The sequence below is a fragment of the Salmonella sp. 741265116_PST genome (assembly GCF_046567715.1).
Classification (GTDB): domain Bacteria; phylum Pseudomonadota; class Gammaproteobacteria; order Enterobacterales; family Enterobacteriaceae; genus Salmonella; species Salmonella enterica.
This window is the reverse complement of record NZ_JBKFPH010000003.1, coordinates 73,199-95,608: the sequence shown is the minus strand read 5'-3', so window position 1 is coordinate 95,608 and position 22,410 is coordinate 73,199. Positions and strand designations below refer to the sequence as shown.

The 22,410-nt window shown below is 51.5% G+C and carries 20 protein-coding genes and 2 pseudogenes; 12 read left to right on the top strand and 10 right to left on the bottom strand.

Annotated features, from left to right (window positions below; all coding sequences use genetic code 11):
• Positions 1-25 precede the first annotated feature (25 nt).
• The 8 genes from tyrR to pspA form a co-directional block, all read right to left on the bottom strand.
• Entirely contained in the window at positions 26-1,567 is a 1,542-nt protein-coding gene (gene tyrR, locus ACLD11_RS03235) for a transcriptional regulator TyrR (RefSeq protein WP_411014520.1), read from the bottom strand.
• A 147-nt stretch (positions 1,568-1,714) separates the two neighbouring features.
• Positions 1,715-2,776, bottom strand: a complete 1,062-nt coding sequence (locus ACLD11_RS03230) for a YcjF family protein (RefSeq protein ID WP_001294463.1) — start codon at positions 2,774-2,776, stop codon at positions 1,715-1,717.
• Positions 2,773-4,170 (bottom strand): YcjX family protein, encoded by a 1,398-nt coding sequence (locus tag ACLD11_RS03225; RefSeq protein ID WP_000825860.1) that lies wholly within the window; start codon positions 4,168-4,170, stop codon positions 2,773-2,775. Before ACLD11_RS03225 ends, ACLD11_RS03230 begins: the two co-directional genes overlap by 4 nt.
• 148 nt (positions 4,171-4,318) lie before the next feature.
• Positions 4,319-4,633, bottom strand: a complete 315-nt coding sequence (gene pspE, locus ACLD11_RS03220; protein ID WP_001615721.1) for a thiosulfate sulfurtransferase PspE — start codon at positions 4,631-4,633, stop codon at positions 4,319-4,321.
• 75 nt (positions 4,634-4,708) lie between these two features.
• The gene (pspD, locus tag ACLD11_RS03215; protein ID WP_001097607.1) at positions 4,709-4,927 is read right to left on the bottom strand and encodes a phage shock protein PspD; all 219 of its coding nucleotides are present in this window, start codon (positions 4,925-4,927) and stop codon (positions 4,709-4,711) included.
• Positions 4,928-4,949: 22 nt separating this feature from the next.
• On the bottom strand, positions 4,950-5,309 hold the full coding sequence (gene pspC / locus ACLD11_RS03210; protein ID WP_023202035.1) for an envelope stress response membrane protein PspC: 360 nt from the start codon (positions 5,307-5,309) through the stop codon (positions 4,950-4,952).
• Positions 5,309-5,533 carry an envelope stress response membrane protein PspB gene (pspB, locus tag ACLD11_RS03205; RefSeq protein WP_001274953.1) on the bottom strand — a complete coding sequence of 75 codons (225 nt, stop codon included), beginning with the start codon at positions 5,531-5,533 and terminating at the stop codon, positions 5,309-5,311. The genes pspC and pspB overlap by 1 nt, the downstream gene beginning before the upstream one ends.
• A gap of 59 nt (positions 5,534-5,592) precedes the next feature.
• A complete protein-coding gene (gene pspA, locus ACLD11_RS03200; RefSeq protein WP_411014519.1) occupies positions 5,593-6,267 on the bottom strand; it encodes a phage shock protein PspA in 675 nt (224 codons plus the stop codon).
• Between the two features lie 170 nt (positions 6,268-6,437).
• Here pspA and pspF point away from each other — a divergent pair, with 170 nt between their 5' ends.
• From pspF to sapF, 6 genes are all read left to right on the top strand, one after another.
• Complete coding sequence (pspF, locus tag ACLD11_RS03195) at positions 6,438-7,418, top strand: phage shock protein operon transcriptional activator (RefSeq protein ID WP_411011270.1); 981 nt, start codon at positions 6,438-6,440, stop codon at positions 7,416-7,418.
• Between the two features lie 111 nt (positions 7,419-7,529).
• The gene (gene sapA, locus ACLD11_RS03190; protein WP_001241629.1) at positions 7,530-9,179 is read left to right on the top strand and encodes a peptide ABC transporter substrate-binding protein SapA; all 1,650 of its coding nucleotides are present in this window, start codon (positions 7,530-7,532) and stop codon (positions 9,177-9,179) included.
• Positions 9,176-10,141, top strand: coding sequence for a peptide ABC transporter permease SapB (gene sapB, locus ACLD11_RS03185; protein ID WP_000583298.1), 966 nt, complete (start codon positions 9,176-9,178; stop codon positions 10,139-10,141). Before sapA ends, sapB begins: the two co-directional genes overlap by 4 nt.
• The gene (sapC, locus tag ACLD11_RS03180) at positions 10,128-11,018 is read left to right on the top strand and encodes a peptide ABC transporter permease SapC (protein ID WP_001146150.1); all 891 of its coding nucleotides are present in this window, start codon (positions 10,128-10,130) and stop codon (positions 11,016-11,018) included. The genes sapB and sapC overlap by 14 nt, the downstream gene beginning before the upstream one ends.
• Positions 11,018-12,010 (top strand): peptide ABC transporter ATP-binding protein SapD, encoded by a 993-nt coding sequence (gene sapD, locus ACLD11_RS03175; RefSeq protein WP_183059638.1) that lies wholly within the window; start codon positions 11,018-11,020, stop codon positions 12,008-12,010. The genes sapC and sapD overlap by 1 nt, the downstream gene beginning before the upstream one ends.
• Position 12,011: 1 nt before the next feature.
• Complete coding sequence (gene sapF, locus ACLD11_RS03170) at positions 12,012-12,818, top strand: peptide ABC transporter ATP-binding protein SapF (protein ID WP_000230462.1); 807 nt, start codon at positions 12,012-12,014, stop codon at positions 12,816-12,818.
• Between the two features lie 15 nt (positions 12,819-12,833).
• Here the strand turns inward: sapF and ACLD11_RS03165 are convergent, their stop codons facing one another.
• Both ACLD11_RS03165 and steC read right to left on the bottom strand, forming a co-directional pair.
• Positions 12,834-13,541: an EAL domain-containing protein gene (locus tag ACLD11_RS03165; protein ID WP_411011269.1), complete on the bottom strand. Its 708-nt coding sequence runs from the start codon at positions 13,539-13,541 to the stop codon at positions 12,834-12,836.
• Between the two features lie 463 nt (positions 13,542-14,004).
• Positions 14,005-15,384, bottom strand: coding sequence for an SPI-2 type III secretion system effector kinase SteC (gene steC / locus ACLD11_RS03160; RefSeq protein WP_411011268.1), 1,380 nt, complete (start codon positions 15,382-15,384; stop codon positions 14,005-14,007).
• A 35-nt stretch (positions 15,385-15,419) separates the two neighbouring features.
• Here steC and ACLD11_RS03155 point away from each other — a divergent pair, with 35 nt between their 5' ends.
• The 6 genes and pseudogenes from ACLD11_RS03155 to pdeR all read left to right on the top strand — a co-directional run bounded on the left by ACLD11_RS03155 (position 15,420) and on the right by pdeR (position 22,379).
• On the top strand, positions 15,420-15,599 hold the full coding sequence (locus ACLD11_RS03155) for a hypothetical protein (RefSeq protein ID WP_411014518.1): 180 nt from the start codon (positions 15,420-15,422) through the stop codon (positions 15,597-15,599).
• Positions 15,574-15,873: pseudogene (locus ACLD11_RS03150) on the top strand (hypothetical protein). Before ACLD11_RS03155 ends, ACLD11_RS03150 begins: the two are co-directional and overlap by 26 nt.
• 117 nt (positions 15,874-15,990) lie before the next feature.
• Complete coding sequence (gene fabI, locus ACLD11_RS03145) at positions 15,991-16,779, top strand: enoyl-ACP reductase FabI (RefSeq protein WP_000506498.1); 789 nt, start codon at positions 15,991-15,993, stop codon at positions 16,777-16,779.
• Between the two features lie 199 nt (positions 16,780-16,978).
• A pseudogene (locus ACLD11_RS03140) lies at positions 16,979-17,956 on the top strand (CMD domain-containing protein); the annotation flags it as partial.
• A 244-nt stretch (positions 17,957-18,200) separates the two neighbouring features.
• Positions 18,201-20,135 (top strand): exoribonuclease II, encoded by a 1,935-nt coding sequence (locus ACLD11_RS03135; RefSeq protein ID WP_411014517.1) that lies wholly within the window; start codon positions 18,201-18,203, stop codon positions 20,133-20,135.
• 261 nt (positions 20,136-20,396) lie between these two features.
• On the top strand, positions 20,397-22,379 hold the full coding sequence (gene pdeR / locus ACLD11_RS03130; protein ID WP_411014516.1) for a cyclic di-GMP phosphodiesterase: 1,983 nt from the start codon (positions 20,397-20,399) through the stop codon (positions 22,377-22,379).
• Positions 22,380-22,410: the final 31 nt, after the last annotated feature.

Sequence of the window (22,410 nt, the reverse complement as noted above, 5' to 3'; positions counted from 1 at the left end):
GGCTATGCCGGAGGATATTTATTGTCTACTCTTCACCCTTCTTCTGGCTCAGACCATATTCACGCAGCTTATTGGCAATCGCGGTATGCGATACCCCCAACCGTTTCGCCAGTTTACGCGTACTCGGATAGCTACGATAAAGCTGAGTAAGGACAGAACGTTCAAAACGACTGGTAATGTCATCCAGCGAGCCTTCCATCGCATCCTCGCCGACTGCCACCGTCGCGGCATCGTAGTCAGGCAACAGGATGTCCTGCGGACGCAGCTCATACCCTTCCAGTTGCGTCAGCGCCCGGTAAATCGCATTTTTAAGCTGGCGAACGTTACCCGGCCAGCCGTAACGAGTGAGGACCGTACTCAGATCGGCAGACAGTTTCGGTCGCGGAACGCCCTGTTCGTCGGCAAAACGCGCCACGAATAGTTCGGTCAACGGCATAATATCCTGCGGACAATCGCGCAACGGCGGCAAATTAAGCGTAAGAACATTAAGTCGATAATAGAGATCTTCGCGGAACAGTCCTTTTTGCACCAGCTCCACCAGATTTTTCTGCGTGGCGCAGATAACGCGGACATCAACATGAACTTCGTGATCTTCGCCGACGCGACGGAACGTACCATCGTTGAGAAAACGTAGCAGCTTCGCCTGCATACGCGGCGACATTTCGCCAATTTCATCCAGCAGCACCGAACCGCCATTCGCCTGTTCAAAAAAGCCTTTTTTACCTTCCGGCGCATGGCCAAATAGTTCGCTTTCTACCGCATCTTCCGGGATTGAAGCGCAGTTGAGCGCCAGATACGGTTTCGCTGAACGAGGGCTTGCCTGATGACAGGCATAGGCGAAAAGATCTTTGCCGGTTCCCGTATCGCCGGTAATCAGCAGCGGCGCGCTGAGCATCGCCAGTTTGCGCGCCTGCTCAACAACGTGCTTCATCTTTGCGCTCACGGCAATAATCTGACTAAACGCGCTCAGATCCTGCGTGGACAAATTCTGTAGCTGCTGCCCCATACGAATCGTGGAACGCAACATCACTACCGCCCCGGTCAACACGTATTCGTCATTTTCGTTTTGTAAATGTACCGGCGTAATCTCCATCAGGAAGTTTTGCCCGTTGATCACGACATGCTCGTTATGGGAGCTTTGCGGGTTACCGTCCAGCCAGCGCTGAAAATTGAAGCCGTTAATTAATTGTGCGGCGGTATGGTGCCGCATTCGCTCCTGGCTCTGGGCAAAAAGCTGACAACTCGCCGGGTTCGCCATCTCCACTTTACTCTTCATATCCAATGAGAGCACCGGCTCCGGCAACGCCTCAAGCAGCGCGCTCAGGGCCAGATGTTCACGTTCGGACGGCATCCAGGGAACGGTACGGACATCCGTTACGCCGGAAATACGGCGGATTTCGGCCATCAGGCTGCTAAAGTCGGTGAATTCCAGCTCAGCAAAATTAAGATAAATTCGCCCAATGGGATCAATCTCGATTCCGCGTAAATCAATGCTACGTAACACCAGTAAATCAAGTAATTCGCGGGTCAGACCAAGTCGGTCTTCACAAAAGACTTCCAGACGCATGGGAACCTTCACCTGAATAATGAACCATTAAATAGATGATAAGCCACTATTCGGCTGGCAGGAAGGATTCTGTCAACAAATATTGACAGCATGGCGGAAAAACGGGCGCTGCGGCGTAAAGGCAGGCAGTCAACGCCCTGTGAAAGGTCATTTCTCAGGCGACGACTTACTCTTTTGTAACGTCTCTTTTAGCTGACCGATAAGCTGACGACGAAAATCACCGAGACGTGGTTTATCGTTATCGATCCACGGCAATGGTCGACATAGCTCCATCGCTTTTATTCCCAGTCGAGCGGTAAGGAGGCCTGCGCCAATCCCCTGCGCCGCGCGCGTGGACAAACGTGCGGCCAGATCCTGAGACATCCAGTCCATACCGACTTCACGCACCAGCTCACTGGCTCCCGCGAATGCGATATTCAGCAACACCAGACGGAACAGACGAAGGCGGCTGTAATAACCAAGTTCAATGCCATACAGCGTTGCGATACGGTTAATCAGGCGTAAATTACGCCAGGCAATAAACGCCATATCCACCAACGCTAACGGACTGACGGCGATCATCAGAGTCGATTCCGCGGCGAAACGGCTAATCTCACGTCGCGCCTGCGCGTCAAGTACCGGCTGTACCAGATGCGCATACAAACCGACGATTTCCCTGTCGTTTTGCGTTTCGTGAATAGCGGCATACCAACGTTGTAATGCCGGATGTGATTGATCAATCCCCGCCTGCTGCGCCAGTTTTTCGCAAAATGCGCGACCTTTCCCGACGCTATGGCTATGTAACAGTTCACGCGCTTCATCGCGTTCATGCGCCCGCTGGCGCAAGCGCCATAATCGCCGCCACTCCGTGACCACCGATCCCACGCCAGCGCCAATGATCAGCGCGCCTGCGGCACAGCCGCCTAAAGCGACCCAGTCCTGAGTTTGCCAGGCATTCATTGTCCACTGTACGCCTTGCCCGACCACGCTCGCGCCAAACAGCGCCAGTCCTCCCATCACCATTTTACGCCACAGGCTGCGTTTGGGGCGCAGCGCGGCATCGACCGCCGCTTCTGCCACGCCTTCGTCTTCCGGACGCTCATCGATAGCCGCAGGCGCAAATGTACGCGACTCCGCTTCGCTGAAAGTTTGCTGCGCTTTGAAGGCCGACGTAGGCTCCTCCTTTAGCGGTTCTGCAAAATCAATACGCGGTTTTAACGGTTCGCTCATCGCAGCTTATCTCCTATTAAAAACTCCAGCGCAGCGTCCAGACGAATATGCGGTAACGGTTTATCAACATCCATCACCTGCGGACGAAAGGCTTCGAACTGAAAACCCTGACTATCCCAAAACGCTTGCCCCGGCAAACGCGAAGGCACTTCGCCGGGGTACACGGTTAACGGCGCGCCGTCACTCAAACGGTTTCCACGTAAAGCCGGGATTTTTTCACCGTTGACCTCAATCACGCCGCTGGTGGTCGCCTGTACCGACGCCAGCCCCAGGCAATCCATACTAATGCCTTCAAACGCGGCATTTTGCCAGGCATCCTGAATAAGCTGCTGGAGCAAGGCCACCATATTGGCATGTTGGTCGAGGGTGACATGGTCGGCTTTCGTTGCGGCGAACAGCAATTTATCAATCACCGGCGAAAACAAGCGGCGAAACAGAGTCCGCTGGCCATAGTGAAAACTTTGCATCAGCTGCGTTAAGGCGAGACGCATATCATTAAACGCCTGCGGTCCGCTATTAAGCGGTTGTAGACAGTCGACCAGCACAATCTGGCGATCAAAGCGTAGAAAATGATTTTTGTAGAACCCTTTGACCACTTTTTCACAATAGTAGTTAAAGCGTTCGCGCAGCATTCCAGCGTTGGTCTGCTTATCCGCCTGCGCCAGTTTTGACTCGCCGAAGGCGTCCACATCCGGCCACGGGAAAAACTGCAACGCTGGCGCGCCCGCCATATCGCCCGGCAAAACAAACCGTCCAGGCTGAATAAAATGCAATCCCTGCGATTTACACTGATGCAAATAATCCGTCCAGGCGGCGGCAATCTCCGCCAGCCGGTTTTCATCGGCGGGCGCCAGCGGATCGAGCCCGTCGCAAAGTTGCCGCCATTTTGCGGCCCACTCAGCGCGTTGTCCTTGTAACAAGCCGTTCATCTGACGGGACCAGCTTAAATAATCCTGAGCCAGCATGGGCAGATCGAGTAACCATTCCCCTGGATAGTCCACAATCTCCAGATACAATGTCGAGGTATCTTTAAAATGGCGCAGCAGCGAGTCGTTTGAGCGATAGCGCAATGCCAGCCGAATCTCACTGACACCGCGCGTCGGTGTGGGCCATGCGGGAGGATTGCCATAAAGCTGAAGTATCCCCTCGTCGTAGGTAAAACGGGGAATACCAAAATCACGTTGAGGCACGCGCTTTACGCCAAGCAGGCGTTCTTCGCGTACCGCGCTGAGCAACGGTAAGCGCGCGCCCGCGTGGACATTAAGCAACTGGTTAACCATCGCCGTGATAAACGCCGTTTTACCGCTGCGGCTCAACCCGGTTACGGCAAGACGCAAATGCCTGTCTACCCCACGATTGACCAGCGCGTTGAGTTCAGTTTTAAGTCGCTTCATTGACATCCTGTTGAGCCTGAAGAGAAGAAAAAATAATAACGAGCCTGCGTTATAGATATGTGCAAAAACGTTATTATCAACTACCCGGAGAGATCAACAACGGCGCATTAAGCGCCGCGGTTAGTATGAGTATTGAGCAATAGATTATCTATTTTTTTACTTTCGGCATATCAAGACGACTGATACCGCCCATATTCATCGCGTGCGTATACCCCATATCAAGCAACATTTGTTTTGCCATGCCCGACTGTCGCCCGGAGTTGCAATATAACTTTACCGTATCGTTCCTGTCTGGAACTACCGTTTCGATATGAGATTTAATCTCCTGCAATGGGATATTAATCGCGCCCTGAATATGCTCACGTTGATATTGTTCCGGAATGCGGACATCTATCCAGTATTCTGCGGCATAAAGCGGCATGGCTACGAATAACGCTAACGCAAATATTCCTTTTTTCAACATACTTCCGTCCTGACACGTAATGTATTTCGCATACACTATACGCCAGAGCTTAACAAAATATTATGACCAGACTCGCTATTTGTAACGCTGCGAAATTTTATTCGCCGCCTTACGAAGTACTGGCTCCAGCGCAAACGCCAGCAACATTTTTAGCGGACGACGGGCGACGGATTTTACCGCCCATCCCGCCACGCCGGCAGGCCCGTAGCGTAACGCGGTCAACAGAACCAGCTTACCTGCTATTTTGAAGCCGGGCTTCACCTTCTGCCCGGCGCGTTGCCAGCGAGTATTCATCTTCACCTTCCCGATATAACACTTAAAGTTGACGGAAACGACTACGCAGTGTGAACGTATCTGACGTGACGTAGCGTTCCATTTCTCGCAAACGCTTTTCGCCTGCGGCAAGCTCTCTGTCTACGGTATCCAGCAGTTCGCCGCTGGTCGGCTGCGGTTTGCCTGCGGCCAGATTATCCGGCATAGGGTCCAGTACAAAAGACAGAACGATATAGGCCACTACGGTAAAAAACGCCAGCCCAAAGAAAATCGACAGCACGACCAGAATACGTACCAGTTTTACCGGTACATCAAGGTAGTCGGCGATCCCGGCGCAAACACCCCGCATCATGCCCTTTTGCGGCATACGCCATAGTTTTTTATTCAGATTGATTCCACCCATTAGCGCTCTCTCCAGTTCGGATGCTCTGCATCAAGAATGTCTTCCAGCGCCTGAATGCGCTCGCGCATACGTTGCGCATCGTCTGTGAGTTGCAGTAAGCGTTGCTGCTCGCTTTGCGAAAGTTCTCCCCGACCGGCGCGGTTGCTGTAATGCAGCCACAGCCAAATCGGTAACACAAACAACACAAAAATGGTTAACGGGATGGCCAGAAATAGCGCGCTCATGCGTTCTCCTTACACCTAAAGCTGATGAGCGACGGCGCGTACCGGCGCCGCCATTGTCATTATTGATTATCTTGCTTCATTTTGGCTTTCAACTGCGCCAGCTGCTCGCTGATTTCATCATCGGCTTTCAGGTTGGCAAACTGTTGGTCCAGCGATTGCTGCTTACCAAAACGATGGCTTTCCGCTTCCGCTTCCGCTTCCATTTGATCGATACGACGTTCAAAGGATTCAAACCGTGCCATGGCTTCATCCAGTTTGCCGCTATCAAGCTGACGACGGACATCACGGGAAGAACTCGCCGCCTGATGACGCAGCATCAGCGCCTGCTGGCGAGCGCGTGTTTCGCTGAGTTTGTTTTCCAGCTCGCCAATCTCTTTCTTCATGCGCGCCAGCGTGTCATCCACCAGCGTGACTTCCTGTTCAAGCGTAGCAATTAAATCGGTCAGCTTTTGTTTTTCAATCAATGCGGCGCGCGCCAGATCGTCTTTATCTTTGCGCAGAGCCAGTTCCGCTTTTTCCTGCCACTCGGTCTGCTGAGCCGTGGCCTGTTCAATACGACGGGATAACTGTTTCTTTTCCGCTAAAGCACGCGCGGAGTTCGAGCGAACCTCCACCAGCGTATCTTCCATCTCCTGAATCATCAGGCGCACCAGCTTCTGCGGATCTTCCGCTTTTTCCAACAACGCATTGATATTGGCGTTCACGATGTCGGCAAAACGAGAAAAAATACCCATAATTCAATCCTCACATAATGTTCTGATAACGGGCGATGCCCTGCTACATGATTAATACAATTTGCGTGCCAACTTTTCATATCACTGATAATAAAGGAATTATTTCGCTTTACCTCGCCAGCAAAAAAGGATAAAGTGGTGAAAAACACTAACAAGTGGCGATTTTCATCATGGCTGAATTTAAAGATAACCTGCTCGGCGAGGCAAACCGTTTTCTTGAAGTACTGGAACAAGTCTCCCGGCTCGCGCCGCTGGATAAGCCAGTTCTGATCATTGGCGAACGCGGGACGGGTAAAGAACTTATCGCCAATCGCCTGCACTATCTCTCTTCACGCTGGCAGGGGCCGCTTATCTCGCTTAACTGCGCGGCGCTTAACGAAAACCTGCTGGACTCCGAACTGTTTGGCCATGAAGCGGGCGCTTTTACCGGGGCGCAAAAACGTCATCCCGGTCGCTTTGAACGCGCCGATGGCGGCACGCTGTTTTTGGATGAACTGGCGACAGCGCCGATGCTGGTACAGGAAAAGCTGCTGCGAGTGATTGAATATGGCGAGCTAGAGCGCGTCGGCGGCAGCCAGCCGTTACAGGTTAATGTGCGATTAGTATGCGCCACCAATGCCGATTTACCCGCCATGGTGAAGGAAGGGATATTTCGTGCCGATCTGCTCGACAGGCTGGCTTTTGATGTTGTACAACTGCCGCCGCTGCGCGAACGCCAGAGCGATATCATGCTGATGGCCGAGCATTTTGCTATTCAGATGTGTCGTGAACTACGTCTGCCCTTATTTCCCGGTTTTACCGATCGGGCAAAAGAAACGTTGTTGCATTACGCCTGGCCGGGTAATGTCCGCGAGCTGAAAAACGTAGTCGAACGTTCAGTGTATCGCCACGGCAGTAGTGAACATCCTTTGGATGAAATTGTTATCGATCCTTTTCAACGCCATCCCGCCGAACCGCCCGCGCCCGCCCTGCCAGCGGCATCCGCCACGCCTGACCTGCCGCTCAAATTACGTGAGTTTCAACTGCAACAGGAAAAAGCGCTGCTGCAACGTAGCTTACAGCAGGCGAAATTTAACCAGAAACGAGCCGCCGATTTGCTGGCACTCACCTACCACCAGTTTCGCGCCTTGCTTAAAAAGCATCAGCTTTAGCTATTTCTCCGGCTAATTGACGACATTTACGCCAGTTATCCACCGACATTTTTACGTGGCGGGCCGAAGTGCGATACACTTTGCAAATTGAACTTCAAAAACTTAACTATTATGCGCCTGGTTTTATCGTCTCTGATCGTGATAGCGGGTCTACTGAGTAGTCAGGCTACGGCTGCGACTGCGCCCGAACAAACCGCGAGTGCAGATATTCGCGATAGCGGCTTTGTGTATTGTGTCAGCGGGCAGGTCAACACCTTTAATCCGCAAAAAGCGAGCAGCGGCCTCATCGTCGATACCCTGGCCGCCCAGTTATATGACCGCCTGTTGGATGTCGATCCCTATACTTATCGTTTAGTCCCCGAGCTGGCAGAAAGCTGGGAAGTGCTGGATAACGGGGCAACGTACCGTTTTCACCTGCGCCGCGACGTTTCCTTTCAAAAAACCGCCTGGTTTACGCCGACCCGAAAACTCAATGCTGATGATGTCGTCTTTACCTTTCAGCGAATTTTCGATCGTCGACATCCGTGGCATAACATCAACGGTAGTAGCTTCCCCTACTTTGATAGCCTACAGTTCGCCGACAATGTAAAAAGCGTGCGTAAGCTGGACAATAACACCGTTGAGTTTCGCCTGACGCAGCCAGACGCCTCCTTTTTATGGCATCTGGCCACACACTACGCTTCCGTCATGTCCGCTGAGTACGCCGCGCAGCTTAGCCGAAAAGATCGTCAGGAACTGCTAGACCGCCAACCGGTCGGCACCGGGCCTTTCCAGCTTTCGGAGTACCGTGCCGGGCAGTTTATTCGTCTCCAGCGCCACGATGGGTTTTGGCGCGGCAAACCGCTGATGCCGCAAGTGGTGGTGGATTTAGGCTCTGGCGGTACCGGGCGTTTATCGAAATTACTGACCGGTGAATGCGATGTTCTGGCCTGGCCCGCCGCCAGCCAGCTAACTATTTTACGCGACGATCCGCGTTTGCGTCTGACGTTGCGCCCGGGGATGAATATCGCCTATCTGGCCTTTAACACCGATAAGCCGCCGTTGAATAATCCCGCAGTGCGCCATGCGCTGGCCTTATCGATCAACAACCAGCGTCTGATGCAGTCGATTTATTACGGCACGGCAGAAACCGCAGCCTCCATTTTACCGAGAGCCTCATGGGCTTACGATAACGATGCCAAAATTACGGAGTACAATCCGCAAAAATCGCGCGAACAGCTAAAAGCGCTGGGCATTGAGAATCTTACGCTGCATCTCTGGGTGCCGACCAGTTCTCAGGCCTGGAACCCAAGTCCGCTAAAAACGGCGGAGCTTATTCAGGCGGATATGGCGCAGGTTGGCGTAAAAGTGGTCATTGTGCCGGTTGAAGGCCGCTTTCAGGAGGCGCGCCTGATGGATATGAATCACGATCTGACCTTATCCGGCTGGGCCACGGACAGCAACGATCCGGATAGCTTTTTCAGACCGCTGTTAAGCTGTGCAGCCATCAATTCGCAAACCAATTTCGCCCACTGGTGTAACCCTGAATTTGACAGCGTGCTGCGTAAGGCACTGTCGTCGCAGCAGTTGGCTTCGCGCATAGAAGCGTATGAGGAAGCGCAGAATATCCTGGAAAAAGAGCTGCCGATACTGCCGCTGGCATCATCACTACGCCTGCAGGCTTACCGCTACGATATTAAAGGGCTGGTGTTAAGCCCGTTCGGCAATGCGTCTTTTGCCGGCGTCTCCCGCGAAAAACACGAAGAGGTGAAAAAACCATGATTATCTTCACCCTGCGTCGGTTATTGCTGTTGCTGGTGACGCTGTTCTTCCTGACCTTTATCGGCTTTAGCCTGAGCTATTTTACGCCGCACGCGCCGCTACAAGGCGCATCATTATGGAATGCCTGGGTTTTCTGGTTCAACGGTCTGCTGCACTGGGACTTTGGCGTGTCCAGCATTAACGGCCAGCTGATCTCCGAACAGCTTAAAGAGGTGTTTCCCGCCACGATGGAGCTGTGCATTCTCGCTTTTGGTTTTGCGCTGATGGTCGGCATCCCGGTCGGGATGCTGGCTGGCGTGACGCGTAGCAAATGGCCGGATCGTTTTATCAGCGCGCTGGCGCTATTAGGTTTCTCAATTCCGGTTTTCTGGCTGGCGCTTCTGCTCACACTGTTCTTTTCGCTCACGCTGGGGTGGCTGCCGGTATCCGGGCGCTTTGACCTGCTTTATGAAGTTAAACCGGTTACCGGTTTCGCCATCATTGACGCCTGGATTTCAGATTCGCCGTGGCGCGATGAAATGGTGATGAGCGCCATACGACATATGGTTTTACCGGTGCTCACGCTTTCCGTCGCGCCGACCACAGAAGTGATCCGCCTGATGCGAATCAGCACTATTGAAGTCTACGATCAGAACTACGTTAAAGCGGCGGCCACGCGCGGCTTGTCGCGCTTTACGATTTTACGTCGCCACGTGTTGCATAATGCGCTGCCGCCGGTCATTCCCCGTCTTGGCCTGCAGTTTTCAACCATGTTAACGCTGGCGATGATTACCGAAATGGTTTTTAGCTGGCCAGGACTGGGACGATGGTTAATTCACGCCATTCGTCAGCAGGACTATGCCGCTATTTCCGCTGGCGTGATGGTCATTGGGTCGCTGGTTATTGTGGTTAATGTGATTTCCGATATTTTGGGTGCTATGGCTAACCCTCTGAAACATAAGGAATGGTATGCCTTACGATAGCGTATACAGCGAAAAGCGCCCGCCAGGCACCCTGCGTACGGCCTGGCGCAAATTTTATAGCGACGCGCCTGCGATGGTGGGCCTATATGGATGCGCCGGTCTGGCGTTGCTGTGTATTTTTGGCGGCTGGATCGCGCCCTATGGTATCGATCAGCAATTTCTGGGCTATCAGCTACTGCCGCCCTCCTGGTCACGCTATGGTGAAGTCTCCTTTTTTCTGGGGACTGACGATCTGGGACGCGATGTGCTGAGCCGCCTGTTAAGCGGCGCGGCGCCCACGGTCGGCGGCGCGTTTATCGTAACGCTGGCGGCTACGCTATGTGGATTAGTCCTCGGCGTAGTGGCAGGCGCGACGCACGGTTTACGCTCTGCCGTACTGAACCATATTCTGGACACGCTGCTTTCCATCCCTTCGCTCTTGCTGGCGATTATCGTCGTGGCATTTGCCGGCCCACATCTATCACACGCGATGTTTGCCGTCTGGCTGGCCCTGTTGCCGCGAATGGTACGTTCCGTCTACAGCATGGTGCATGATGAACTGGAAAAAGAGTACGTCATTGCCGCCCGTCTGGATGGCGCGACAACGCTGAATATTCTGTGGTTCGCCATTTTACCGAATATTACCGCCGGTCTGGTCACCGAAATTACCCGGGCGCTGTCGATGGCGATTCTGGACATCGCCGCGCTGGGATTTTTAGATCTCGGCGCGCAGCTTCCCTCTCCCGAATGGGGTGCCATGTTGGGAGATGCGCTGGAGCTAATCTATGTCGCGCCGTGGACCGTTATGCTACCCGGCGCGGCGATAACGCTCAGTGTTTTACTGGTAAACCTGCTCGGAGATGGGATTCGTCGTGCGATTATTGCGGGGGTGGAATAATGCCGTTACTGGATATCCGCAATCTCACCATTGAATTTAAAACCAGCGAAGGCTGGGTAAAAGCGGTCGATCGCGTCAGTATGACATTAAGCGAAGGCGAAATTCGCGGCCTGGTAGGTGAGTCGGGTTCCGGAAAGAGCTTGATTGCTAAAGCTATTTGCGGCGTCGCGAAAGACAACTGGCGAGTCACTGCCGACCGTATGCGTTTTGATGATATCGATCTGCTGCGCCTCTCCTCTCGTGAACGGCGTAAGCTGGTCGGGCATAATGTGTCGATGATCTTCCAGGAGCCGCAGTCGTGCCTTGATCCTTCCGAACGCGTCAGCAGCCAGTTAATGCAAAATATTCCCGCCTGGACCTATAAAGGCCGCTGGTGGCAGCGTTTAGGCTGGCGTAAACGGCGTGCAATTGAATTACTGCACAGGGTGGGAATTAAAGATCATAAAGACGCGATGCGCAGTTTTCCCTATGAGCTGACCGATGGCGAGTGTCAGAAAGTCATGATCGCTATCGCGCTGGCGAATCAACCGCGACTCCTGATCGCTGATGAACCCACCAACTCAATGGAACCGACGACACAGGCGCAAATTTTTCGCCTGCTGACCCGACTGAATCAAAACAGTAATACCACCATTCTGTTGATTAGCCACGACCTGCAAATGCTGAGTCAGTGGGCTGACAAAATCAACGTTTTATACTGCGGCCAGACGGTAGAAACCGCGCCAAGTAAAGATCTGGTGACGATGCCACATCATCCTTATACGCAGGCGCTTATCCGTGCGATTCCGGATTTTGGCAGCGCGATGCCGCATAAAAGCCGTCTGAATACGCTGCCGGGTGCGATCCCGCTACTGGAGCAGTTACCGATAGGTTGTCGTTTGGGGCCGCGCTGCCCTTACGCGCAACGAGAATGCATTATCACGCCACGCTTAACCGGCGCGAAAAATCATCTCTATGCCTGTCATTTTCCGCTGAATATGGAGAGAGAGTGATATGGTGGAAACTCTGCTTGAAGTGCGCAACCTGAGTAAAACCTTTCGCTACCGGACAGGATGGTTTCGCCGCCAGACCGTAGACGCCGTGAAACCATTAAGCTTTACGCTTCGTGAGCGTCAGACCCTGGCCATTATCGGCGAAAACGGTTCCGGCAAATCCACGCTGGCAAAGATGCTGGCCGGCATGATTGAACCTACCAGCGGCGAGCTTCTTATTGACGATCATCCCCTGCATTACGGCGACTATTCGTTTCGAAGCCAACGTATTCGAATGATTTTTCAGGACCCCTCAACGTCACTGAATCCACGTCAACGTATTTCACAGATCCTTGACTTCCCCCTGCGCCTTAATACCGATCTGGAGCCGGAACAGCGGCGCAAACAGATTGTCGAGACGATGCGTATGGTAGGGCTATTGCCCGATCATGTGAGCTACTACCCGCATATGCTGGCGCCGGGGCAGAAACAACGTCTGGGCCTGGCCCGCGCGCTGATTTTACGCCCTAAAGTCATTATCGCGGACGAAGCGCTGGCTTCGCTTGATATGTCCATGCGCTCGCAGCTCATCAATCTCATGCTTGAATTGCAGGAAAAGCAAGGCATCTCCTATATCTATGTCACGCAGCATATCGGCATGATGAAACATATTAGCGATCAGGTATTAGTGATGCATCAGGGGGAAGTGGTTGAACGCGGCAGCACCGCCGATGTGCTCGCCTCTCCGCTACATGAGCTTACCCGCCGTTTAATCGCAGGTCATTTTGGCGAGGCGCTGACTGCTGACGCATGGCGAAAGGATCGCTAAGCGAAACAAATACCCTCAGTTCGATTCTCTGAGGGTGTTCACGCGACTGCCCAACAGCAATGTTTCCACCTCTTCTAACGCAACGGAAGGAAATAACGTGCCCTGGGTTGCCCAAATGCCTGCCGTTTTTAACATCGGCAAATAGCGCGTGTTTTCCTGGCCACCCACCACGATCTTGTCACAATAACGCCGGATATGTTTGACAAGCAGCGGAAACGTCATTTTTTCAATTTGTGAGACAAAAAAGCTGCGGTCAAGTTTTACGCCACTAAAACACCCGCAAACTAATGGCGCAGCGGTTGCGTTCCCTACGCCCAGGTCGCCCAGCCATAATGGATTAGGTTGTTTATGAAGCGCGTGTATTAAAGGATCGACTAAGACGTTATCTTGACATGAAAAATGTTCAACGACCTGCAGTTCCACAAATAGCATGGCGTGTAGTAACGCGCGAATATCTTTGTCTTGAAGGACAAGCTGCGCCATACCCCGATCGATATTTATGATACAGAACAGGCCGTGGCGTAGAAACCAGCCATGTTTAGCCGCGATTGTCCGCAACAGATCAAGCAGAAAACGGCGCTTCTGCGAATTGTCCCATGACGAGATAACAAACTCAGGGTGTAGCGGACGAGCGGGCGACGATGCAAAATGGGTAGTAATTTCGACACCCAGTAAATCCCCCTCCATTGCCCTTATCGGCTCTGCCATAAAAAAATAGCGCATGTGACCACTCCACTTGATCTTAACTCCCTGATAATGCGCTTTTAACGCAAATCAATCAATAAAAACGATCAATATATAAAAAATGATCGAAAAAAACAATATACGTTAACTTTATGATAACTTGCTAATTTTATGTTTTGAGAATGTTCCTCTCTTGCTATAATGAAATTTACATACTACGCCAAACAATGCTAATACGACGGAATGAGACCATCCGTAAAGCCAGGTTCTTCTTGCCTGGCAGAGAGGAGAAATCAAGGCGAGTGAGTGTTAATGCGTAATCACGAGGCATTTCACCCACTATGGCAGCACGGCATCGCCAACCCTGGTTGCGAGTTGCATCTCCGTTGCAGGCTGTCCAGATCCCGCGAACAACCTTTAAGCGAATAGCAACTCTTACTTAATAGTTGATCGGTAAATCTGTAGCGAATGAGCCCCCGGCGATTCGCAGAAAAGAACGGAACTAAAGGCTATTTTTTAATTCATCCTTTAATACTTTAGCCACAAGAGTCCCTTCCTCAGGTGCGGCTAGTTTAAAACGTCTTCCTGGCGCAGGTGCCTGTGTTTGCTCTCCGATTAATTCATCAAGCTCCGTAATAAGTGACTTATAATATTCAACATCTTCATCATTTCCTTCGGTCTCGGCCCGCTTTAATTTTATCATGTGATGGGTCTTAATTTGCTCTTCCAGTTGTGCTGTTGCAAGAGAAACGCTTCGCTGTTGCCGGGATTCTTGTGACAGCACGATTTGATCGCCATCCACAAAGAAAAGAACCCCCTCTTTAACCAGAATATTACCTAAGATATTTATATCATGCATATAAACCCCTCGGGATTTAAGAAGTGCCTCCGCCATGCGATAGTTATCTTCATCTTCAACATCTAACTCCTGACCTTTAATATATTTTGAAACTAAAACCGTAACGTCTTTACCATTAATATTCATGATGGCCGAACGAGAAAAATTCTTGTCGCCATTGGCCATATTCAAATACTTACTGACTCGCTCAGGATGACAATTACGATGTTCTGAAGAGGTAACATCCACATTTATTCCCCGCTCATTAATTGGAATCTTAACAACAAAGTCATCATTTAACAGATAAACAGTCCCATAACTTCCGCTACCTATTTTATTTTTTTCAATATCAGTCATGCGAATATTTTTCTGAAACTCCGACGAGTTAATAAACGCCTCTATTGCCGCTGGTTGTGATGTATCCGTCTGATCAATAGCGCCGCTCTCATCACCAGACGCCGTGGCGGGCGTGGTCAGGAAGTCTATCAAACGTTGCTCAAAAGTGTCATAGATCCCATTACTACCTGCTTCGTTCGGCGGCAGATTATCATTATCCAAAGCGGCAAGCGTTATTTTCCCGGTATTATAATTAAACATCGTTTCTTTTAAAAAATCGACGCAACGCTCAGAACACTCCGTCTCGGTCACTAATATTCCATCGTAAAACAGTTTTAGCAGTAACATATTCTCTTGAAATGCTAATACCTCTACAGTATATTTATCTCTTGTTTCAGGTCTGGAGGCATCAATAAGTTTAATATATCCAAGAAGGGGTCGCCATCGTGTACAGTCGTCATCTCGCTTCGAAAATGGTCCCGGAGAGAAAGGCCCTTTAATATCGGAATGGTCTTTTTTTTGGCACAGTAGATTATATATTTCTCTATAATCAGAAATCAAACTTCGATTGGTGAATATATTCCTGAAAAAATCTATAAATTTCTCACACGTTGAAAAAACATGCTCTCTTTTATTATCGATGATATCTCTTAAATACCTTTCTGATATCTGGCAGCTACGATTTCCGATATGAAATGTAAACGGCATATGTATCACCCCCTCTAAAATTTATTATAATAAACATGCAAACATATAAAAACCCGATTTGTAACTACTGCAATCACCTGATTTCCAAAAATTTTCATATTCAGCATTACTCTGTATCAATAAATAGAGAAAACCTACAACACCTAAAAAAGAAATTATTTTTGTTAAGCATTTGCTGGTTAAAGTTACATGTCCATGACATCGTTAATAGGTGAGGAAAACCATTCGGATGAATATTCTGGCTTCCTACAGAACCTTTATTTGTCTGGTGGAAGGCGCATCGCTATCGTACTTACTGTCCGTCCCGGTGTCTCTGGTTGGATGAGGCGAACCTTACACTAGCTGGTATACTGCACCGTAGAGCCTGTCCCATTAGACTCTTTGATTTGCCTGTTTGGCCCTGGGGAACGCTCAAAATCCTCAGGGACTTCGTTACCGTGTGGTTTTAGAACGTCACCTGCTGGAGATAGCAGCGGAAAAATAGCGTGACACACGGGGCCAGGAGTGGGATATAATTTCAGACTAATTTCGAATAATGTTGAAAAGTTGCTGTTAACCATTGTTCGTAAAAGCAAAAAATAAGCAATGACTATAAGGATTAAAGCTATGGGTTTTCTTTCCGGTAAGCGCATTCTGGTCACTGGCGTGGCCAGTAAACTGTCCATCGCCTACGGTATCGCACAGGCGATGCACCGCGAAGGAGCTGAACTGGCGTTCACCTACCAGAACGACAAACTGAAAGGCCGCGTAGAAGAATTTGCTGCCCAGCTGGGTTCCAGCATCGTTTTACCGTGTGATGTCGCTGAAGATGCCAGCATTGACGCTATGTTTGCAGAGCTGGGTAACGTTTGGCCGAAATTTGACGGTTTCGTACACTCGATCGGTTTCGCGCCTGGCGATCAACTGGACGGCGATTATGTTAATGCGGTTACCCGCGAAGGCTTTAAAATCGCTCACGATATTAGCTCTTACAGCTTTGTTGCCATGGCGAAAGCCTGCCGCGCCATGCTGAATCCGGGTTCTGCGCTGTTGACCTTGTCTTATCTGGGAGCGGAGCGCGCCATCCCGAACTACAATGTCATGGGTCTGGCGAAAGCCTCTCTGGAAGCTAACGTGCGTTATATGGCAAATGCTATGGGACCGGAAGGCGTTCGCGTCAACGCCATCTCTGCGGGTCCAATCCGCACGCTGGCGGCGTCCGGTATTAAAGACTTCCGTAAAATGCTGGCGCATTGTGAAGCCGTTACGCCAATTCGTCGCACCGTGACCATTGAAGATGTGGGTAACTCAGCGGCGTTTCTGTGCTCCGATCTCTCGGCAGGCATTTCTGGCGAAGTCGTCCATGTTGACGGCGGGTTCAGCATTGCGGCAATGAATGAACTGGAACTGAAGTAAGCGCATTAAGTTTATTAGCGGGCGGCACGGCTGTGCCGCCCCATTCCCCTCACTCACCGCTCATCTCGTTATATAGCGTTCTGATATTTGTTATCACCTAACAATCTTTCATCCCTTTCCCGCATACGCCAGGATAATCCAGCATAAACGATCCGACGTCGAATCATTATCGATCGCCATTTCATCCTCGGGAAACCCTATGGAACAATGCCGAAAAGCGGGTAAAAGCCACTGGTATCATGAAACACAATCCACTATGTCGTCACAAACCCCGCTTTCGCTGATGCCGGAACCCGCGTATGTTAACGATCGTTTTTTACTGGATTTAAGGGTAGCAGAAACCGCGTTGACGCCTTTTGAATCATGGTTAAAGCCAGCTCACCAGTTGGCGGATGTCTTATTTCCCCGCACGGTTCTCAACGACCGGCTTCATACGTTTAGCGCCTATGAACGTATGAGCACCGCCCTGACCGCCGCTCAGGTATTTGGAGTTCAGCGTTTGTGCCGCTATTATGCCGCGCGTCTGGCGCCACTACCTGGCCCTGACGCCTCAAGAGAGAGCAATCAACGGCGGGCGCAAATTACGCAATACGCTCGTCAGCTTGCCGGCTCCCCCTCCGTTATCAATACGCGAGCCCGCGAACAGCTTGCAGAGGTGGGATTAACCGCCCGGGATACCGTACTCATCAATCAGATCATTGGGTTTATCGGTTTTCAGGCGCGGGTAGCGGCGATATTTCAGGCGTTTTGCCGTCTGCCCGTGCGCGAGCTGCCCGGCCAGGAGATGCAGCGCTTTGCCAGGGCCGCGCGGTTTCAAAACCCTCAGACGACATGGCGGCCCGCCGCCAGTCTGGTAGAATATCCTCCCGCCCATACCAAAGTTCGGCGGCAATATTCGTCTTCACAATGCCAAATGATGGCGCCGGTACTCATCCGCGATCCGTCTTCATTCGCGTTACTCGAACGCATACTGACCAGCACATTACACACCGCGTTGCCCCCTTCTTTACTTCCACTTATCACGCTCCTCACATCACGTATCAACGGCAGCGCCGCCTGCTTTAACGAACAGGCAACCCAATCTGGCGCGTGGCGCCGCGCTGTTATCACGTTACGCCAGGAAGACGACGATATCGCTCGTTGGGAGCTTGAGCCTGCGCTGACACAGGCGATACAATGGCTCACCAGGGCGCCCGATCGCTTTAGCGCCGCGCATTTTTTCCCGCTACTCACCAGGGGAGTTTCATCGGAGCAGGCCATTAATATGTTAGGCTGGTGCGGCGTGTGCGGATGGTTAAATCGTTTAAAAATCGCGTTGGGCGAAACCAATTAACTCATCCATTACTGAAAGAGCGCTTGCTGCGCCAGGCAGAATCGCGTAAAACTGTCAGCCGCTCTTTTGGCTACGAAAATAGACGAATATGTTTCAGGACAACCCGCTGCTAGCGCAGCTTAAACAGCAACTGCATTCCCAGACGCCGCGCGCTGAAGGGGTCGTAAAAGCCACGGAAAAAGGCTTTGGCTTCCTTGAAGTTGACGCGCAAAAAAGCTATTTCATTCCTCCGCCGCAGATGAAAAAAGTGATGCATGGCGATCGTATCGTCGCGGTCATTCACACGGAAAAAGAACGGGAGTCTGCCGAGCCGGAAGAACTGATCGAACCGTTCCTGACGCGCTTTGTGGGAAAAGTTCAGGGTAAAAATGACCGCCTGTCCATCGTGCCGGATCATCCGTTGCTGAAAGACGCGATTCCCTGCCGCGCCGCGCGCGGCGTTCAGCATGAGTTCAAAGAAGGTGACTGGGCGGTTGCCGAAATGCGCCGCCATCCGCTTAAAGGCGACCGTTCGTTTTACGCCGATTTAACGCAGTACATCACCTTTGCCGACGATCACTTTGTTCCCTGGTGGGTTACGCTTGCCCGCCACAACCTGGAAAAAGAAGCGCCGAACGGCGTAGCGACGGAGATGCTTGACGAAGGGCTGGAGCGTCAGGATCTGACCGCGCTGAATTTCGTCACTATCGATAGCGCAAGCACTGAGGATATGGATGACGCGCTTTATGCTGAGGAATTAGCGGACGGCAGACTCCAGCTTACGGTGGCTATCGCCGATCCTACCGCCTGGATTGCCGAAGGCAGTAAGCTGGATAACGCCGCGAAAATTCGCGCCTTCACCAACTACCTGCCGGGCTTCAATATTCCTATGCTGCCGCGTGAGCTGTCTGACGATCTGTGCTCGCTGCTCGCCAACGAAGTGCGTCCGGCGCTCGCCTGTCGCATGATTATCGCCGCGGACGGTGCCATTGACGATGATATCGCCTTTTTTGCGGCCACGATCGAATCGAAGGCCAAGCTGGCGTACGACAATGTCTCCGACTGGCTGGAAAATAACGGCACCTGGCAGCCGGATAACGAAGGCATTGCCCAGCAGATTCGTCTGTTGCACCGTATTTGTCTAAGCCGCAGTGAGTGGCGTCATCATCATGCGTTAGTCTTTAAAGACCGCCCGGATTACCGCTTTGTGCTTGGCGAAAAAGGCGAAGTATTGGATATTGTGGCGGAACCGCGCCGTATCGCTAACCGTATCGTAGAAGAGTCGATGATCGCCGCTAACCTTTGCGCCGCGCGCGTACTGCGCGATAAGCTCGGTTTCGGTATTTACAACGTACATACGGGCTTCGATCCCGCGAATGCCGACGCGCTGGCCGCGCTGCTTAAAACGCATGGTCTGCATGTCGATGCCGAAGAGGTGCTGACGCTGGAAGGCTTCTGTAAACTGCGTCGCGAACTGGATGCGCAGCCCTCCGGTTTCCTTGACAGCCGCATTCGTCGCTTCCAGTCTTTTGCGGAAATCAGCACCGAGCCGGGGCCGCATTTCGGTCTTGGTCTTGAGGCTTACGCCACCTGGACCTCTCCCATCCGTAAGTATGGCGATATGATTAACCATCGCCTGCTGAAAGCGGTCATCAAGGGGGAAGCTATTGCGCGTCCGCAGGAAGATATCACTCAGCAAATGGCGGAACGTCGCCGCCTGAACCGTATGGCTGAGCGCGATGTCGGCGACTGGTTATATGCACGCTTCCTTAACGATAAGGCGGGAACAAATACCCGTTTCGCGGCAGAAATTATTGACGTCAGCCGCGGTGGTATGCGTGTGCGACTGGTCGATAACGGCGCTATCGCCTTTATCCCTGCCCCGTTCCTGCACGCCGTTCGCGATGAACTGGTATGCAGCCAGGAAAACGGTACGGTACAGATTAAAGGTGAGACGGTTTATAAAGTGACGGATGTCATTGATGTCACTATTGCGGAAGTTCGCATGGAAACCCGCAGCATTATTGCCCGACCGGCAGCGTAACCACGCTTAGCTCGCTCAACGGCCTTTGCTGAGAAGGCAAAGGCCGTTTCTTTTCTTCTTCTCCCTTCCGTCATGCTCTAAGTTTAATCTTATTCAAGCGCCCCATTTCTTGTTATTTTTAGCTGGCGACTATGCTTTTTCCAGAATCTGGATTACATATGAATACATAGATAAAACAATACGTTCAGCCATAATTACCCTTATTTATAACATGGCTAACCTTTCTTTTCAGGCACCTGGCGCTTAAATGGGATGGTACGCATGATGAAACAGATTCAGGAACAAACGGCGCTAAATCCCCTTCACTCTCACTGGCGTCTGGCTGATGACCGCAACGTGCTGTATCTCTCCCCGACAGGTGAAACGGATACAGAAAAAACGGTCGAGCTATCGCCGGAACAAGCCGGGCGTATCCGGGAAATAACGGCGATTACGTCCAGTCTGCTGATAACGTTGTTGATAGAAAAACAGGTTACCGCAGTGCACCTGGTAGGCCGTAAGGTTAATAACCGTGAATGGGCTGGCAGCCTGGCAACCTGGCCTGATACGCCTGCCGTCGCGCCAACGCAGGCGCAGGAGCTCTCTTTTGCCGAGCAAATCGTATCAGAAGCCAACTCAGTCATTGCGATACTGGATAGTCGGGGAAAAATCTGTCGATTTAATCGGTTATGCGAAGAGTACACGGGCTTAAAAGAGCGAGACGTAATGGGTCAAAGCGTCTTTAAATTATTTATGAGTCGCCGGGAGGCGGTTGCATCCCGGCACTACATTGAGAATTTTTTTCGCAATGGCAATGCCTATGAAATCGAACGCTGGATAAAGACCCGTAAAGGCCAACGCCTGTTCTTATTTCGTAATAAATTCGTCCATAACGGCAGCGGAAAAAACGAAATTTTCCTGATCTGCGCAGGCACGGATATCACCGAAGAAAGGCTGGCTCAGGAGCGTTTACGCATACTGGCGAATACAGACACCGTCACCGGCCTGCCCAATCGCAATGCTATTCATGAATTTATTAATCATGCTATTGCCTCGGCTGGCGAGTCGCAGGTGGGTATCGTTTATCTCGATCTGGATAACTTCAAGAAAATTAATGACGCCTATGGGCATATGTTTGGCGATCAGCTCTTACAGGCCGTTTCGCTGGCGCTGTTGAGTTGTCTGGAGGAAGATCAATTGCTGGCCAGACTGGGGGGAGATGAATTCATTGTCCTCGCTGCCCATACATCTCAGGCCGCGCTGGAAGCAGTAGCCTCACGAATCCTTACCCGTCTGCGGCAACCGTTTCGTATTGGACTCATTGAAGTTTACACAGGATGCGCCATTGGCATTTCGTTGGCCCCCCGGCACGGACAGGACAGCGAAAGTCTCATTCGCACTGCCGACACCGCAATGTATAACGCCAAAGAAGGCGGCCGCGGTCAGTTTTGCGTTTTTTCGCCGGAAATGAATCAGCGCGTATTTGACTATCACTGGCTGGATACAAACCTGCGAAAAGCGCTGGAAAACGACCAGTTACTTATTCACTATCAGCCCAAAATTACCTGGCGCGGCGAAGTACGTAGCCTAGAAGCGCTGGTACGCTGGCAATCGCCGGAACGCGGATTAATTCCGCCGCTGGAGTTCATCTCATACGCCGAAGAGTCAGGACTCATCGTCCCGCTGGGCCGCTGGGTGATTCTGGATGTGGTTCGCCAGATTGCGAAATGGCGCGATAAAGGGATTAACTTGCGCGTAGCCGTTAACTTTTCGGCGCGACAACTGGCCGACCAGACGCTTTTTACTGCGCTTAAACAGGCTTTGTACGATCTGAATTTTGAGTATTGCCCGATCGATGTCGAGCTAACAGAAAGCTGCCTGATTGAAAACGACACGCTGGCGCTATCGGTTATCCAGCAATTTAGTCAGCTCGGCGCTCAGATTCATCTGGATGATTTTGGCACCGGGTATTCTTCGCTTTCTCAACTCGCCCGGTTCCCTATTGATGCCGTTAAACTGGATCAGGCTTTCGTCAGAGATATCCATAAGCAACCGCTGTCGCAATCTCTGGTTCGGGCGATTGTCGCAGTAGCTCAGGCGCTAAATTTACAAGTGATTGCCGAAGGCGTAGAAAATGCTAAAGAAGATGCCTTCCTGACAAAAAACGGCGTCAATGAACGACAGGGCTTTTTATTCGCCAAACCTATGCCCGCCGTTTCTTTTGAACGCTGGTACAAACGTTATCAGACGAAAAAAATGCGTTAATGGTGGCGATAATAGAGAAAACAGCCTGTGC

Bases quoted from the DNA above. Each gene is read 5' to 3' on its own strand.
- tyrR (WP_411014520.1), bottom strand. From the start codon at position 1,567: ATGCGTCTGGAAGTCTTTTGTGAAGACCGACTTGGTCTGACCCGCGAA.
- ACLD11_RS03230 (WP_001294463.1), bottom strand. From the start codon at position 2,776: ATGAGCGAACCGTTAAAACCGCGTATTGATTTTGCAGAACCGCTAAAG.
- ACLD11_RS03225 (WP_000825860.1), bottom strand. From the start codon at position 4,170: ATGAAGCGACTTAAAACTGAACTCAACGCGCTGGTCAATCGTGGGGTA.
- pspE (WP_001615721.1), bottom strand. From the start codon at position 4,633: ATGTTGAAAAAAGGAATATTTGCGTTAGCGTTATTCGTAGCCATGCCG.
- pspD (WP_001097607.1), bottom strand. From the start codon at position 4,927: ATGAATACTCGCTGGCAACGCGCCGGGCAGAAGGTGAAGCCCGGCTTC.
- pspC (WP_023202035.1), bottom strand. From the start codon at position 5,309: ATGGGTGGAATCAATCTGAATAAAAAACTATGGCGTATGCCGCAAAAG.
- pspB (WP_001274953.1), bottom strand. From the start codon at position 5,533: ATGAGCGCGCTATTTCTGGCCATCCCGTTAACCATTTTTGTGTTGTTT.
- pspA (WP_411014519.1), bottom strand. From the start codon at position 6,267: ATGGGTATTTTTTCTCGTTTTGCCGACATCGTGAACGCCAATATCAAT.
- pspF (WP_411011270.1), top strand. From the start codon at position 6,438: ATGGCTGAATTTAAAGATAACCTGCTCGGCGAGGCAAACCGTTTTCTT.
- sapA (WP_001241629.1), top strand. From the start codon at position 7,530: ATGCGCCTGGTTTTATCGTCTCTGATCGTGATAGCGGGTCTACTGAGT.
- sapB (WP_000583298.1), top strand. From the start codon at position 9,176: ATGATTATCTTCACCCTGCGTCGGTTATTGCTGTTGCTGGTGACGCTG.
- sapC (WP_001146150.1), top strand. From the start codon at position 10,128: ATGCCTTACGATAGCGTATACAGCGAAAAGCGCCCGCCAGGCACCCTG.
- sapD (WP_183059638.1), top strand. From the start codon at position 11,018: ATGCCGTTACTGGATATCCGCAATCTCACCATTGAATTTAAAACCAGC.
- sapF (WP_000230462.1), top strand. From the start codon at position 12,012: ATGGTGGAAACTCTGCTTGAAGTGCGCAACCTGAGTAAAACCTTTCGC.
- ACLD11_RS03165 (WP_411011269.1), bottom strand. From the start codon at position 13,541: ATGCGCTATTTTTTTATGGCAGAGCCGATAAGGGCAATGGAGGGGGAT.
- steC (WP_411011268.1), bottom strand. From the start codon at position 15,384: ATGCCGTTTACATTTCATATCGGAAATCGTAGCTGCCAGATATCAGAA.
- ACLD11_RS03155 (WP_411014518.1), top strand. From the start codon at position 15,420: ATGCAAACATATAAAAACCCGATTTGTAACTACTGCAATCACCTGATT.
- fabI (WP_000506498.1), top strand. From the start codon at position 15,991: ATGGGTTTTCTTTCCGGTAAGCGCATTCTGGTCACTGGCGTGGCCAGT.
- ACLD11_RS03135 (WP_411014517.1), top strand. From the start codon at position 18,201: ATGTTTCAGGACAACCCGCTGCTAGCGCAGCTTAAACAGCAACTGCAT.
- pdeR (WP_411014516.1), top strand. From the start codon at position 20,397: ATGATGAAACAGATTCAGGAACAAACGGCGCTAAATCCCCTTCACTCT.